The 14849-nt window shown below is 56.8% G+C and carries 11 protein-coding genes and 1 pseudogene; 5 read left to right on the forward strand and 7 right to left on the reverse strand.

The window, feature by feature from the left end; all coding sequences use genetic code 11:
* From ACR1XY_RS17695 to ACR1XY_RS17715, 5 genes and pseudogenes are all read left to right on the forward strand, one after another.
* The gene (locus tag ACR1XY_RS17695; RefSeq protein WP_480595293.1) at positions 1–891 is read left to right on the forward strand and encodes an ABC transporter permease subunit; all 891 of its coding nucleotides are present in this window, start codon (positions 1–3) and stop codon (positions 889–891) included.
* Complete coding sequence (locus tag ACR1XY_RS17700; RefSeq protein WP_480595198.1) at positions 888–1709, forward strand: ABC transporter permease; 822 nt, start codon at positions 888–890, stop codon at positions 1707–1709. The genes ACR1XY_RS17695 and ACR1XY_RS17700 overlap by 4 nt, the downstream gene beginning before the upstream one ends.
* 31 nt (positions 1710–1740) lie before the next feature.
* Positions 1741–3168, forward strand: a complete 1428-nt coding sequence (locus ACR1XY_RS17705) for an aldehyde dehydrogenase family protein (protein ID WP_480595202.1) — start codon at positions 1741–1743, stop codon at positions 3166–3168.
* Between the two features lie 28 nt (positions 3169–3196).
* Positions 3197–4552: an NAD(P)/FAD-dependent oxidoreductase gene (locus ACR1XY_RS17710; RefSeq protein ID WP_480595205.1), complete on the forward strand. Its 1356-nt coding sequence runs from the start codon at positions 3197–3199 to the stop codon at positions 4550–4552.
* Between the two features lie 403 nt (positions 4553–4955).
* Positions 4956–5960: pseudogene (locus ACR1XY_RS17715) on the forward strand (IS1182 family transposase); the annotation flags it as partial.
* Between the two features lie 350 nt (positions 5961–6310).
* Here ACR1XY_RS17715 and ACR1XY_RS17720 read toward each other — a convergent pair.
* From ACR1XY_RS17720 to ACR1XY_RS17750, 7 genes are all read right to left on the reverse strand, one after another.
* A complete protein-coding gene (locus ACR1XY_RS17720; RefSeq protein ID WP_480595207.1) occupies positions 6311–7816 on the reverse strand; it encodes a M81 family metallopeptidase in 1506 nt (501 codons plus the stop codon).
* Positions 7816–9462: an amidohydrolase gene (locus ACR1XY_RS17725; RefSeq protein ID WP_480595211.1), complete on the reverse strand. Its 1647-nt coding sequence runs from the start codon at positions 9460–9462 to the stop codon at positions 7816–7818. The genes ACR1XY_RS17720 and ACR1XY_RS17725 overlap by 1 nt, the downstream gene beginning before the upstream one ends.
* An 11-nt stretch (positions 9463–9473) precedes the next feature.
* A complete protein-coding gene (locus tag ACR1XY_RS17730; protein WP_480595218.1) occupies positions 9474–10397 on the reverse strand; it encodes an oligopeptide/dipeptide ABC transporter ATP-binding protein in 924 nt (307 codons plus the stop codon).
* Positions 10394–11374, reverse strand: coding sequence for an ABC transporter ATP-binding protein (locus ACR1XY_RS17735; RefSeq protein ID WP_480595221.1), 981 nt, complete (start codon positions 11372–11374; stop codon positions 10394–10396). The genes ACR1XY_RS17730 and ACR1XY_RS17735 overlap by 4 nt, the downstream gene beginning before the upstream one ends.
* The gene (locus tag ACR1XY_RS17740; protein ID WP_480595224.1) at positions 11371–12228 is read right to left on the reverse strand and encodes an ABC transporter permease; all 858 of its coding nucleotides are present in this window, start codon (positions 12226–12228) and stop codon (positions 11371–11373) included. Before ACR1XY_RS17740 ends, ACR1XY_RS17735 begins: the two co-directional genes overlap by 4 nt.
* A 13-nt stretch (positions 12229–12241) precedes the next feature.
* The gene (locus ACR1XY_RS17745; protein ID WP_480595226.1) at positions 12242–13180 is read right to left on the reverse strand and encodes an ABC transporter permease; all 939 of its coding nucleotides are present in this window, start codon (positions 13178–13180) and stop codon (positions 12242–12244) included.
* Positions 13181–13266: 86 nt separating this feature from the next.
* Complete coding sequence (locus ACR1XY_RS17750; protein ID WP_480595229.1) at positions 13267–14832, reverse strand: ABC transporter substrate-binding protein; 1566 nt, start codon at positions 14830–14832, stop codon at positions 13267–13269.
* Positions 14833–14849: the final 17 nt, after the last annotated feature.

Below are 14849 nucleotides of genomic sequence, written 5' to 3' on the forward strand. Positions count from 1 at the left end.
ATATCCCGACGCCTGCTTATCCTCGTGCCCTACCTGTGGTTGACGCTTTTTTTCCTGGTGCCCTTCCTGATCGTCATCAAGATTTCCCTGTCGGATTCCGTCACCGCCCGCCCGCCCTATGCCCCCACCTTCAGCCTGGATGAGGGGCTTGCCGGGCTGCGTGCATCCTTCGCGGAACTTGATTTCGAGAATTTCCTCTGGCTGGCCGAGGACGGCATCTACCTCAAGGCCTACCTCAACAGCGTCAAGGTCGCCGCCATCGCAACCCTCCTCGCCCTGCTGATCGGCTACCCGGTTGCCTATGCCATGGCCAAGGCTCCGCAGGAATGGCGCAAGACGCTCCTGCTACTGGTAATCCTGCCGTTCTGGACCAGCTTCCTGATCCGCATCTATGCTTGGATCGGCATTCTCAAGAACGAGGGGTTCCTGAACCTCACCCTGATGAAGCTCGGCCTCATCGACCAGCCGCTGGCGATCATGCACACAGAAATCGCGGTCTATATCGGCATCGTCTATTCCTACCTGCCGTTCATGATCCTGCCGCTATACGCCTCACTGGAGCGGATTGACGGCCGTCTGCTGGAAGCTGCCGAAGACCTCGGCTGCAGTGTATTTGCAGCCTTTCGCCAGATCACTTTGCCGCTATCGCTGCCAGGGGTGATCGCGGGCTGTTTTCTGGTCTTCATTCCCGCAATCGGCGAATTCGTTATCCCGGATCTTCTGGGCGGATCCGGAACACTGATGATCGGCAAGACCCTGTGGCTCGAGTTCTTCTCCAACCGCGACTGGGGCATCGCTGCGGCCGTGGCCATCGTGCTGCTTACTATCCTGATAGTGCCGATCGTACTGTTTCAACGCCATCAGCAGAAACATCAGGAGGAATTGGGATGATCCGCCGCTTCAACTTGTTCAACCTGACATCGCTGACCTTCGGCTTTGTGTTCCTCTACCTGCCGCTGCTGCTGGTGGTGATCTATTCCTTCAATGACTCGCGCCTCGTTACCGTCTGGGGCGGCTTCAGCACCAAATGGTATGGTATCGTGCTGAACAATGAAGCTTACCTTGAAGCGGCCTGGATTACGCTCCGCATCGCCTTTGTCTCTTCGACGCTTGCCACAATCCTGGGCACCCTCAGCGCCATTGTCATGATACGTATGGGTCGTTTTCCGGGACGCACGTTATTTTCCGGCATGATCTTCGCCCCTCTAGTGATGCCCGAGGTAGTGACGGGCCTGTCGCTTCTGTTGCTGTTTGTTGCCATTGGTCTCGACCGTGGGTTTTGGACCATCACCATCGCTCACGCGACCTTTTCCATGTGCTATGCTTCAGTGGTGGTCACCTCCCGGCTGTCAAGTTTTGACAGGTCGCTGGAGGATGCAGCCCTGGACCTGGGTTGCACTCCGTTTTCCGCCTTCCGTCAGGTGACCCTGCCGGTAATCGCGCCTGCGGTGATCTCGGCCTGGCTGTTGTCATTCACTCTGTCACTCGATGATCTGGTGATCGCTACCTTTACCTCAGGACCCGGCTCCACCACTTTGCCGATGAAGCTCTATTCCTCTGTCCGGCTGGGTGTCTCGCCCGAGATCAATGCTCTTTCGACCATGCTGATAGGCGTCGTCGCCACCGGTGTCATCGCCGCGTCGCTCATCAACCGCCGACAAGAGCGTCGCCAGAAACAGGAAACCCGCGCAGCAATGGCCGCCGCGTGACATACACTCAGGCAAAATTGGAAACACAATAATGCAGTACAACTTGTCCCAGTTTTACATCAGCGGTAGCTGGACCGATCCCCATGGCACCGGTTCCGTGGACGTTGTCAATCCCGCTACCGAACAGCCAATCGGTTCGCTCGTACTCGGCAATGATGCAGACGTCGATGCCGCAGTTGCTGCAGCCAGGGCTGCGCTGCCAGGCTTTGCCGCCACTAACCGTGAGGAGCGTATTGCGTTGCTCGAAAGGGTGCTGGACGTCTACACCGACCGCGTAGATGATTTCGCACAGGCCATATCGCTGGAGATGGGCGCCCCGATCAACATGTCGCGCGAGATGCAGGCCCAGGTGGGCATCGACCATCTGGAAGCCATTATTGCTGACCTGAAAGCAATTGATTTTGAAGAAAGGCTGACCAATGGCGACACGCTGGTGCGGATGCCGGTAGGCGTTTGCGGGCTGATCACCCCATGGAACTGGCCAATCAACCAGATCGTGCTGAAAGTCGGGCCCGCGTTGGCGGCGGGCTGCACAATGGTTCTGAAACCCTCGGAACTGACACCGCTTTCCGCGGTTCTTTATGCTGAAGTACTGCATGAGGCTGGTGTACCTGCGGGTGTATTCAACCTGGTTCACGGCGAAGGCCCAGTGGTTGGTGCTGCGCTGTCACGCCACCCGGATGTCGCCATGATATCATTCACCGGGTCGACCCGCGGCGGTGTCGCGGTGACTCGGGACGCGGCGGAAACGGTCAAGAAGGTGGCACTGGAACTGGGTGGCAAGTCCCCGAACCTGATCTTTGCCGATTGCGATCTGGAAACTGCTGTCGCCGAGGGTATCGAAGCCTGTTTCATTAATACTGGTCAGAGTTGCGATGCTGCCACCCGGATGTTGGTAGAATACACCGTCTATGACCGCGCAGTGGAACTGGCGCAGGTGAAATGCGAGCGAATGACCATCGGCAACCCCGCTGAACCGGGGGATCACATGGGGCCGCTGTCCAGCGCGCAGCAATATACCCGCGTGCAGGAGATGATAGAGGCCGGTATTGCCGAAGGCGCGCGGCTGGTCGCCGGCGGACCTGGCAAGCCTGAAGGATTTGAGACTGGCTACTATGCCCGTCCCACCGTTTTTGCCGATGTAAACAATGCAATGCGCATTGCACAGGAGGAAATCTTCGGCCCAGTACTGGTAATGATCCCCTTCGACAACGAGGCGGAAGCTATCGCCATTGCCAATGATACGCCTTACGGCCTTTCTGCCTATGTGCAAACCGGCGACAGTGACCGCGCGGCCCGCGTCGCACGCGCCCTGCACGCGGGTATGGTCAATGTGAACGGTGCCTTCCTTGGCGCGGGCTCTCCTTTCGGTGGGATCAAGAGGTCGGGAGTCGGGCGAGAGGGCGGCCGTGAAGGTATTCTCGAATTTCTTGAAACCAAGGTGATCGCAGCGCTCTGAAGGGGCGCCGCCGGAACGGACCAACGCCATGCCAAATCTTCACCGCATCTACGACGCCCACGCCTATGACACCGAGACACCGATTGGCAGCTATTGGGAGGCTACTATGCCTGCCACGCCTGCCTTTCCGGCGCTGGACGGGGATCGGCGCGCGGGCGTGGCCATTATCGGTGCTGGCTACACCGGTCTCAGCACGGCTCTGCATCTCGCCCGCGACTACGGCGAGGCGCCGCTTGTAATCGAGGCCGCCCAGCCCGGCTGGGGGGCATCAGGGCGTAATGCCGGCTTCTGCGGCTTCGGCGGCGCCAAACTGGCAGATAGCGCGATCATCAGCCGCTTCGGCGAGGATGACCTGCGCTCTTTCTACAGCGCCCAGAAAGAGGCCGTCGCCCTGGTCCGAGATCTCACCTCCAGCGGTGGCATTGAGGCAGAGGCCCAGGTTGACGGAGAATACTGCCTGGCCCACAACGCCTCAGCCGCGCGTGCACTACCAGAGGTGGCGGAGGGTCTGCGCCGCTATGCCGGGGTTGATTGCCCGATTCTGTCAGCACAGGAGATGCAACAGGAAGGCTTGCACGGCGACGGTTTCCATGGCGGTTTTCTGCTGCCCCAGGGCTTCGGCTTGAACCCAGGCAAATATGCTGTTGGTCTGGCCCGTCTGGCACAGCAGGCTGGCGCCGTAATCCACGGTAGCACCCCTGCGCTCTCGGTGCAGGAAGAGCCGGGCGGCACTTACATCATAGAAACGCCTACCGGACGGATTCAGGCTGATCGTCTCATCGTCGCCAGCAACGGCTACAGCAGCGACAACCTTCCGGACTGGCTGCGGGGGCGCTACTTGCCGGTGGTGTCACATATCATGGTCACGCGGCCATTGACCGAACTGGAAAAACAGACCCAGGGGTGGACGACCCGGCGTATCGCCTACGACACCCGTAACCTCCTGCACTACTTTCGCCTGCTGCCGGACAACCGTGTGCTGTTTGGAATGCGCGGCACCAGCAACATCACAGCTGGCTCAATGCAGCGGATGCGGCGTCAGATCCGCCACGAATTCGAGGCCATGTTCCCGGCGCTGATCTGCGCGGAAACTGAGTTTCACTGGAGCGGACTAGTCTGTCTCACCAGAGGCCTTATTCCTTATGCCGGGCAGATCGGAAACTGGCGACGCGCCTGGACCGGGTTTGGCTATCACGGCGGCGGTGTTGCAATGGCGACCTATACCGGGCGGTTGCTGGCAGGAATTGCGGCTGGCAAGCCCTACAAATCACCTTTGCCTTCGCTCATGCAACAACAGCCTGCGGCAATCCCTTTCCCCAGACTTCGCCGCCACAGCCTGCCGCTTGCATACACGTTTTACGGAATGAGGGATCTGGGTTGGTAGTTCCGGAGATTCCAATTTTGACAAATAGCCCAAACCAAACACGTCCTGTCCGCAAAGGGGCAGGGTATTGCCATTCGCTGTGATTTCAACCGTCGGCAGTTGAATTCAGAAACCGCGCTTTGCAAAGCTGCGAGAACGGCCCATAAGAGACATTCACCACACACCTCTGCTTCTGCGGCTGCAGCCCGCATTGTTGACATTCGCCGCGAGCGCAGAACTGTAAACAGATCAAACTTACATTCCGCGGGACAACTCCGCCGTTGCCGCTCCTCGAACCAACGGCTGCATTGTACGCTTTGCGTTGGTAGCGAAAAACAGCACGGGCGTATTTCGTTGAAAAACTCTTGCTTGATCGTGAGGTAAGTCGCTGATTCAATTCCGGTATGGATTGCGAGAAAAAGCGATGATGGGACCGAAGAAGGATGCTCAGGCGGCGTTGTTCTACGAATTCTCGCTTGAGCATCATGTTGCCCAAGATCACCTGCTGCGCTCGATTGATCGGTTTGTTGATCTGGCCAGTACGCCAGCGCATCTCGCCGACTTCCACAGCCACGCTGGCCGCCCATAGGTTGATCCGGAACTGGTGATACGCATGCTTCTGTTTGGGTATTGCTTCGGCATTCGGTCAGAACGCCGATTGTGCGAAGATGTGCATTTGAACCTGGCGTATCGCTGGTTTTGTCGTCTTGATCTGAACGACCGGGTGCCAGATCACTCAACATTTTCCAAGAACCGGCATGGCCGGTTCCGTGAGAGTGAGCCGCTGCGTCATCTGTTCAAGACGACTGTTGCGCGTTGCATCGCGGAAGGTTTGGTTAGCGGCCAGCGTCTGGCAATTGATGCCATCCTGATAGAGGCGGACTCTAACAAACAGAACTCGACGCCGAAGGAAGATTGGGACGCCTCCGACATCGACCCGACCGATGCCCCTCGCGCCGTTAGCGAGTATCTGGACACGTTAGATGAAGCCGCATTCGGTGCCGCCAGCGAGGTGCAACGAAAGTTCACCTCTCATTCTGATCCGGCCAGCCAGTGGACGGCGGCCTGTAAAGGGCCAGCATTCTTTAGCTATTCCGACTACTATCTGATCGACACCGATCACGGGGTCATCGTCGATGTGGAAGTCACACGGTCCATCCGCCAAGCTGAAGTCGGATCAACCAAAACCATGCTGGACCGGGTAGAGGACAAGTTCGACCTGCATCCAGAATGGCTGATCGCCGACACCGCTTATGGCACCGGGCCACTTCTTGGATGGCTGGTCGACCGCAGGTTCGCACCGCACATTCCTGTCTTTGATAAATCCGGGCGCAACGACGGTACCTGGACGCGCGCCGACTTCGAATGGGATGCTGAAAATGGTCAGTACATCTGCCCAGCAGGCCACGCGCTCAGGCAGTTTCGCCGCAAATAAGCTAAGATCTTTCCTGCACCGCAGCAAACGCGCAAAGCCTGACCAGAAGGCGCTCGCGCTCTGTTCAGCGCCTCACTTTCTGCGCCGGCAACACGTTGCTTTTCAACAGCATCGGCGGATACCGGTCCTTCGCTGCATTTGCGAAAAAATTGAAATCCGATGTCGAAAGCTGACATTCAGATCATAGGAAATATGAGCAGTTTGCCGTAACTCCTCAATACGGCTTCGAGCAGCACCTTCCTTTCAAATTACTCTCTCAATCAAGCGACAGAATTTAAACCTCCCGATCGCGTGCCTGTTCTCATAGGTCAAGGGGAATGAGTAGTTCCGAATTCAATAGACCTTCATTTGTGTCGACTGGTGGAAGCACTGCAAGTGTTGGGCAACCGTCTGGTGACACAAGTGTAAGGGATTTTTTTGAGGTCGCAGAGAAATGCGCCTGGAGAAGAAACCGCAAATACATCTCCAGCTATAGGTTCAAAATCTGCCCGGAAATGTGCGGTACTCTTAACGCAAATCACTGAATAGCTCTCAGGGTTTAGGCCGATATGAGTAAAATGTGCACGATCCAGACATTGATTGCGTAGGCTTGTGACAACAAGATCGATTTCGGCCTCTTGCCCAACTAACCGTAGCGCCGCCGTCTTACCAAGCGTTGCGACACCACCCCCATACATTTCTCCGGTATAGCGGCAAGTGCCGTCACTCAAAGCCAGAACCTCAAACTCTGCTATGACTGGAATCTGGCCAGCCAAATCGAACTTTGCGCCAATTGCCAATTCGACCAAGGCGCCCTCTCCAACCTCATGGGCTTGCTTTGCGTTTTCAGGATCATGGAACAAACCCATCAAGACATTCTTTGTCCCACCTTCAATCAGTGCTGCCAACAGTCCCGTGGTATCAGACGTCCCGCCTGCACCGGCGTTGTCCTGAACATCTGCGAGAACAATGGGTTTCTTCCGCCTTTGACGACATGTCGATACGGCTTCCTCCAGAGACAGCATCGAACAATCGAGGTCGGCTTCCCGGGACATAAACAAGGAGACGATTTCTTCTGCGGCAGCGACGGCTTTCTCGGCTGTGGATGCGTAGACAACGCAAGACGGGCCGGTGTCGGGGAAATCCGCTGCTGTAAATCCAAGAGCAATTTCGGCCAAGATTTCCTGCTGCTCAAATCTGGCCGGCATTTGATAAATTTCGTTGAACAACGCGGATCCGGTATGCTGCGAATGCAGGGGAATGAGATAAGGCACCGGTTGGAATGCCTTATAAAGTGTTTCACCCGCTATTAAACGCTGCAGTACGGTTACGCAACGGGCGCCCGTTTCCGCCATATCCAAGTGAGGATAAGTCCTAAAAATCGAAAAATAGTCGGCGTATTCAACCATTTCAGCAGAGATGTTGGCATGCAGGTCCAAACTTGCGACCACTGGAATATTGGAGGCCACAGTTTCTCGCACACGACGTAATAACTCTCCTTCACCATCAGCAAAACTATCGGTGACCATTGCCCCGTGGAGGTCAAGATAAACGCCGTCAATGTGGCCCGCATCTTTGAGCCCGTCCAACAGCATCCCGCAAATCGTTTCAAAAGCATGATCGGTCACATGTGCGGACGGCTCGGCGGCGCACCACAGGATTGGCACGACTTCAAACCCTGCTGCTACTGCGGTCTTGGCAAAACCTGCGATCGGAAGGTTCATGCCAGTTGTTTCCGAAACCACCTGCGTTCCATACAACATACCGGGCCAGGAATCCGCCATTTCAAATTCGTGCAGACCGGCTTGCGTCACACCAAAACAATTGGTTTCATGCTGAAACCCTGCGATCGCAACACGCTTGAAGGTCATTATGTGTGCTCGATTTCTTGCTCGGCACCCGTGGCGGCAAATACACTTTGACCGTTGCGAATTGTTTCGAGCACTTGTGTATCGGTCAGGCGCTCCGGCGCGTGCAGTGGATTGCGCGAAAGAACCACGAAATCAGCGACTTTCCCCGTTTCGATGGAGCCGCGCTGATCTTCCTTGAAAACCTGCCAAGCGGCGTCGATGGTTTGGGCGCGCAAAGCTGATTGAACGCTGATTTTCTGGTTCTCACCCAGTACGCGGCCTGAAACGGTTTTCCGATTTACCGAACAATGGGCCAAGTGGATTGGACGTGTTGGCGTGACCGAGGCATCGTTGTGGATCGTATATCGCACGCCATACCGTTCAGCTGAGGCCGCTGGTGATATCCGCTCGGACCGCTCGGGCCCCAAGAAGGTGTCATAGTGGCGATCCCCCCAAAAAAAGACATGAGCGGGAAAGAAGCTGACTGTTATTCCAAGCTGAGCCATACGCTCTAACTGATCATCCCGCAGGGCCTGACCGTGGATAATGGTGTGACGATGATCTTGGCGTGGGTGCACTAGAAGCGCCTTTTCCACCGCATCTATGAACATCTCTGCGCCGGCATCGCCATTGCAGTGGCAATGAATCTGTAAGCCTTTGCCATGGAGCTTACTGACGTCGGCATCCAATTGCTCTTGCGAGGTGTATACCATTCCAGAAGGGTGATCCGGGTTGGTCGGCTTGAAATACGGGGCAGACAGATACGCGGTTTGCAACTGAAATGCCCCATCAGTGAACAGTTTGCGTGGACCGAGAGTGAAGTGCGGGTTTCCCGGCCAGTTCGTGCCGATCCAGTTGGCAGACAACCCAGGCTCCAGACTTCCGACAGGTAAGAGTTCTATGTCAATTCCCGGGTCCTGATCGGCAGAAAGGCTGGCAAAGTGATCCAACATGGTTTGCGACGCCCAGGCATTTTGGGCATAAGTCACCCCATGGGCGAGGTATTCGTCACGACAGGCGTCAAAGCCTTGCCAGAACCTTTCGCGGTCAATCAGGAAGTCAGTATCGCCCATCTCTCCCATGGCCGATAACCCCTCTATCAATCCCGTCAGGGCTCCGGTTTTGGGATCACGGCCAAAGCGACCACCCTCTGGATCAGGTGTTTGACGATTTACCCCGCGCCTCTCGAGCGCCAGAGAATTTGCCGCGCCATTGTGTCCCGATGCGTGAATCACCCAGATTGGATGCCGTTGTGAAACTTCATCCAACTCAGCCCGTGTCGGCATTCGACCCTCGAGAATGGACGTATTGTCGAACGAAACCCCCATGACCCATTCACCCTCGGGCGTTGCGTCGGCCTTCTCTCGCAGCCTGTCCAGCGCCTGCGACATTTCCCTGCAATCCCCTAGAGGAGGCGACGACAGGTCGACTCGGAACAACCGGATAAACCCGGGATCTGGGAAATGCCCGTGCGGGTCGATAAATGCAGGCATCAGAGTACGACCCTGAAGGTTGTACTCCTGAGAATCCGCCGTCATGCGTGCGCGCAGATCAGCCTCGGCACCCACTGCCTGAATTCTGTTTCCTTCGGTCAGAACTGCCTCTGGCGATGAGTTCTGTTCATCCATCGTCAGGATTGTACCGTTGAAATAGAGTGTGCTTGGCATCGGTTTTCCTGCTACGACAGCGGGGCTAGACAACGCAGCCCGTGGCCACCGTCCACTTCCCATTCCGGGGTCTGGGTGCAGATGCCCTGGGCAAAGGGGCAACGCTTGCGGAATTCACACCCCGAGGGGCGTTTAAGCAAGCTGGGTGGTTCCCCTTTGAGGGCGATCCGTTCCAATCGCGCATCTGGATCAGGCTCTGGGTTGGCGCTCAGCAGGCACCGCGTATAGGGATGGCGCGGGTTATTGAAGATCGTCTCGGTCGTGCCTTCCTCGACCAATCGGCCCAGATACATGATGCCCATTCTGTCGGCCACGTGGCGCACAACGCTGAGGTTATGGGTGATGATCACCATCGCCAGCCCCAGCCGTTCGCGCAGATCGTTGAGCAGGTTCAGTAACTCACCCTGCACCGACACATCGAGACCGGCAGTCGGCTCATCCGCAAGGATCAGCTTGGGTTCCAACGCCAACGCGCGTGCGACGCCCACACGCCGTGCCTGACCTCCTGATAGCTGATACGGATAGCGATCTGCAAAATGCGTCGGCAGGTTCACCATTTCCAACAGGCGTCTAGCCTCGGCATCCAGATCGCGGTCTTTCATGCCCTGAATACGATAGGGTTCGGTGATCAGGCTGCGGATGGTCAGGCGTGGCGAAAGGCTTCCGACTGGATCCTGAAACATCATTGCCATGTCTTTGCGCAACGGACGCATGACACTTTCCGGGGCGCCACGAATTTCCTGACACTCAAAAGTGACCGAGCCGTCTTGCGCAGGCGCAAGACCGGCAATGGCGCGTATCACGGTCGTTTTGCCAGAACCACTTTCACCGACCAGCGCGTAGGTCTCACCCGGTTCAACGGTAAAGCTGACACCCGCCAATACATTGACCGGCCCATAGCTGGATTTAAGGTCCACGACGTTCAGCAAGCTCATGTTGTGACCTCCTCGTGGTTCAGCCAGCACGCGGCGTGGTGGCCTTGTTTCAGTTGATCCAGAGGCGGTACTTCGGTGGCGCAGCGCCCCAAGGCTTGATCACATCGGTCTCTGAAAATGCAGCCCTGCGGCAGGTTGGCCAGATCGGGCACTTCGCCTGGAATAGTTGGCAAAACGCGGGCGCGCTCTTTGATGTGACCGGGGTCACACTCGATCAGTCGACGCGTGTAGGGGTGTTTGGGATTGTGGAAAATCTCACGCACCTCTCCGCTTTCGACAACCGCACCGGCATACATCACCACCACCCGGTCGCAGAGTTCTGCGATCACGCCCAAATGATGCGAGATGAACAGGATGGCACAGTGAAACTCGCGCTGCAGTTCTTGCAGACGCTCAATGATCTGCACCTCAAGCGTCGCATCCAGCGCGGTGGTCGGTTCATCCGCGATCAAAAGATCAGGCTCGGACATCAAGGCCATCGCGATGGCGATCCGCTGACGCATCCCGCCAGAAAACTCATGCGGATACTGTTTCAATCGCGCCTCAGGGTCGGGAATGCCAACCGCACCCAGCATCTTGGCCGCTTGCGCCAGCTTATCGGCTTTTGACTGTTTTGAGCGGTGTTGAATGTCCAGCATCTGCTGTCCGATGGTCAGAACAGGATTATGCGTTTGCATCGGGTCCTGAAAGACAATCGAAATATCCGCCCCACGCAAATCGCGCATATGCCGTTCCGAGGCCTGCAACAAATCCTGCCCCTTGAAACGGACCTCACCTTGACGGAACCGCGTATTGGGCGCGGTCAGCCGTAGGATGGATGAAATCAGGGTGGATTTGCCACAACCAGATTCACCGACAATGCCAACGATTTCACCTTTGTTGACGTCGAATGTGATATCCCTCAGGGCTTTGAGATCGCCCCGCCCTGTTTCGTAATCGACGCTGAGGTGGTCGATTTCCAGAAGTGTATCGGTCATCGCTGTTTCCTCAGTTTCGGATCAACCACGTCGCGCAGACTTTCGCCCAGGAACGTGAACCCAAGTGTTGCCAGAATAATCGGCAGGCCCCCGCCAACCACCAGCCAAGGGGTTTGACGGATCAAGGAATAGCCATCCTTCAGTAAGGCACCCCAACTAGGTGTGGGGGGTTTTACACCCAGTCCCAGAAAGGACAGTCCGGCCTCAAGCGCGATGACTGTAGGGATATCCATGGCTGCCAGCACTGCCAGAACGCCGATGATATTGGGCAGCATATGAACGCCCAATATGCGCGCCATGCTCGCCCCCATCGACCGCTCGGCCAGAATGAACTCGGAATTGCGCAGCGTCAGTGTCTGCGTCCGTGCAACGCGCCCATAGGTCGGGATCGAAGTTGCCATGACCACGAACACCACTGTCTGCAGGCTGGGCCCGACCAGAGCAACTACGGCCAGCGCGAACATTACGGTCGGAAAGGATCGAATGGTATCGAAGAACAGCATCAGTAAGTTGTCGAGCCATTTCGGCCCATACCCGGCTATCATTCCCAGCGTCAGACCAATCGCCATTGCGCCGAACACGGCCGGCAATGCCACCTTGAGCGCAACCTGACCCCCTGCAATCACCCGCGAAAACGTATCGCGCCCAAGTTGGTCGGTCCCCAGAAGGTGTGCAGCGGATGGTCCTTGCATGCGCGATTTAATATCCATGGCAATCGGGTCGTAGGGCACGACCCAGGCTGCGAATATTGCGCAGAACACGATGATGCCGACGATGATCAAGCCCATTAGGCCAAGCGGGTCGCGGGCGACCCCGATGATGATCTGACCCAATTCGGAACGAGATTTTTCCATCACTTTCCCCCCCTCAATGAGCCGTACGTGCACGTGGATCGAGCAACGCGTTGATCAAATCTGCCAACGCGGTCGAAACCACAAACAACGCGGTGGATATGAGGACTGAGCCCATAACAATCGGGTAGTTTCGGGTCGTAATGCTATCGATGACCAGTTTACCCAGCCCCGGCCGGGCAAAAACGATTTCGGCAAAGACGGCCGAGCTGAGAAGAAAGCCCATCCCAACGCCGATCACGGTAACCACCGGCAGAATGGCGATGCGAAGCGCGTAAACCATGACCACGCGACGTTCGGCGATACCAAAAGCCCGGGCCGTACGCACATGGCTTTCGCCCATAACCTCCAGCATCGATGCCCGCACCAGACGGGCAATATAGCCGACCCAGCTGAGCCCGATCGCGAAAGCCGGCAGAACCAGATGGTTTAGGCGGTCCCAAAAACCTTCTCCTGCCCCGATGGCGGGAAACCATTGCAGATGGACGGCGAAAATCAAAAGCGACAAAAGCGCGACAACAAAAGCCGGAGCCGCGACAAAGCTGACAGATATCGCAGCAGCGATCCGATCAATCAAAGTATTGGGATGCGCCGCCGCATAAGCACCAAGGGCAATGCCCAGGCTTGCGGACCAAAGGATCGACGCAAAGATCAGTTCCAGCGTGAATGGCAATTGCTGGAACACGATGTCAGTCACGGACCGGCCCGAGAAAACATCGGTTCCAAGGTCACCCTGCAAAAGATTCCCATAGAAAATCAAAAGCTGTTTCCAGATCGGTTGATCCAGTCCCAGCGCCGCGGTGAGTTGGGCCTGAAGTTCGGGCGTGGCACGCGGGCCCAGCATGATCTGGACCGGATCGCCAGGCACGGCGCGGATCATCAGGAACATGACGGTGACCGCCACGAACAGGATAAGCAGCGACAGCCCGAAGCGACGGGTTGCGAAATTCAGCATGGCCAACTGGCTCCTTGTGGCTTGGTGGCGTTGTTTTTGGTACGGCGAGCATTACGCGCCCGCCGTACCTGGTCGACCTGGGGAGTTCAGGTCGCCTTGCCGAAATACCGAAGCAGGGACAGGCCATCTGGCCGCAATGCCGGAATGACGCGTGCGCTGTGAATTACCGGTGTCGCCTCGTGGGTAATAAATCGATAAGCACCGCTTTCTTCCATCAGGTCCTGAGCGCGCTGATACATTTCTGCCCGTTTTGCGATATCCGTTTCCGCAGCCGCAGTTTCATGAATTTCATTGAATTCAGGGCTGTTGAAGCGTTCCCAGTTCCATTTTCCGATCTGTTCGGGCGTGAACCACGACGTCGCATAGTACGGATCGGGCGTCATCGAATAGCGGTTCAGAACAAGCTGCAGGTTCTCATTGTCACCCGACGCCCAGAATGCCCCGGATTCCAGAACGTTCACCTCAACCGTGATCCCGATCTGCGCCAGCGTTGCCTGAATGATCTGAGCGGTTGTGGTGAAGGTCGTCTTGTTCAGCGTATCGAGGGTCAGCGTAACATCGGTCTCACCGGATTCTGCAAGCAACTGCGCCGCTTTCTCGAAATTCGCCTCGGGCGGCACCATCGAAGACGGCCGGTGACCGGCAAGGCCCGGTGCAATGATGCCGGTCGAAGGTTCCGCAGCACCAAAATATGCAGCCTCGAGAATGCTGGGTACATCCACCGCGTGCTGAATCGCCTGCCGCAGCTTCTGGTTCTGCAGCTTCGGATGCTCAACATTCATGCCCATCCAGACATAATAAAGCGAGGGTTTCTCAACCAATGATCCACCATTGGGAACCCCAGCGCGATACCGCTCGACTGAGCCTAGCGACACACGGGTTACATCCAGCTCGCCCGCCTCGAACGCGATCTCGGCGGTGTTTTCGTCGTCGATCGGATAGATTTCGACGGTATCCCAGGTGGGTGCGTCCCCTTTCCAGTCGGGATTGCGCTTGAGAACTGTCTTTTCCTTGGGGGACCAACTGTCCCGCAGGTAGGGGCCGGACTCTGCCACCGGATCAGCGCCGATCCGGCCACCAGCAGCTTCGACCGCCGCTTTCGACACGATGTTTCCGGTAATGTAAGGTAGGGCAATCGACCAGATCGGTGCGAACGGTTCATTCAGAACGATCGTCCCCTCGCGTTCACCGGTCACCTCAACATGGCTGAAGGGACCCAGGTCGGGTTTGTTCGGACTGTCGGTCGCGTCGTCCACGACCCGTTCCATGCTGAATCTAACATCCTCGGCAGTCATGGCGCCAAAACCGTTGGTGAACCCGATGTCGTCTCGCAATGCGAACTTGATGTGGGTCGGATCAACCTGTTCGATTATCGTTGCCGCATCCAGCTGCCAACCCCATTCCTCGCCTGGCTTATACTGGATCAGCTTGTTGTAGATGGAGGCATGAACCTCTTCTTCAACAACACCAACGGAATGGGCTGGATCCATATTCTGTGCATCACCATAAGCCCGCACCCGCAGAACACCGTCATCTGCCGCAAATGCGCGGTTTGCCCATCCCATCGGAAGAGCTGTGGCCGCCCCAAGCGCGGTTGCGCCTTTCAAAAACTTCCTGCGGCCAACATTGGCCTTTGTCCATTCGATCTTCATAATATCCTCCCTTGGAC

Source organism: Ruegeria sp. AD11(2025) (genome assembly GCF_056542405.1).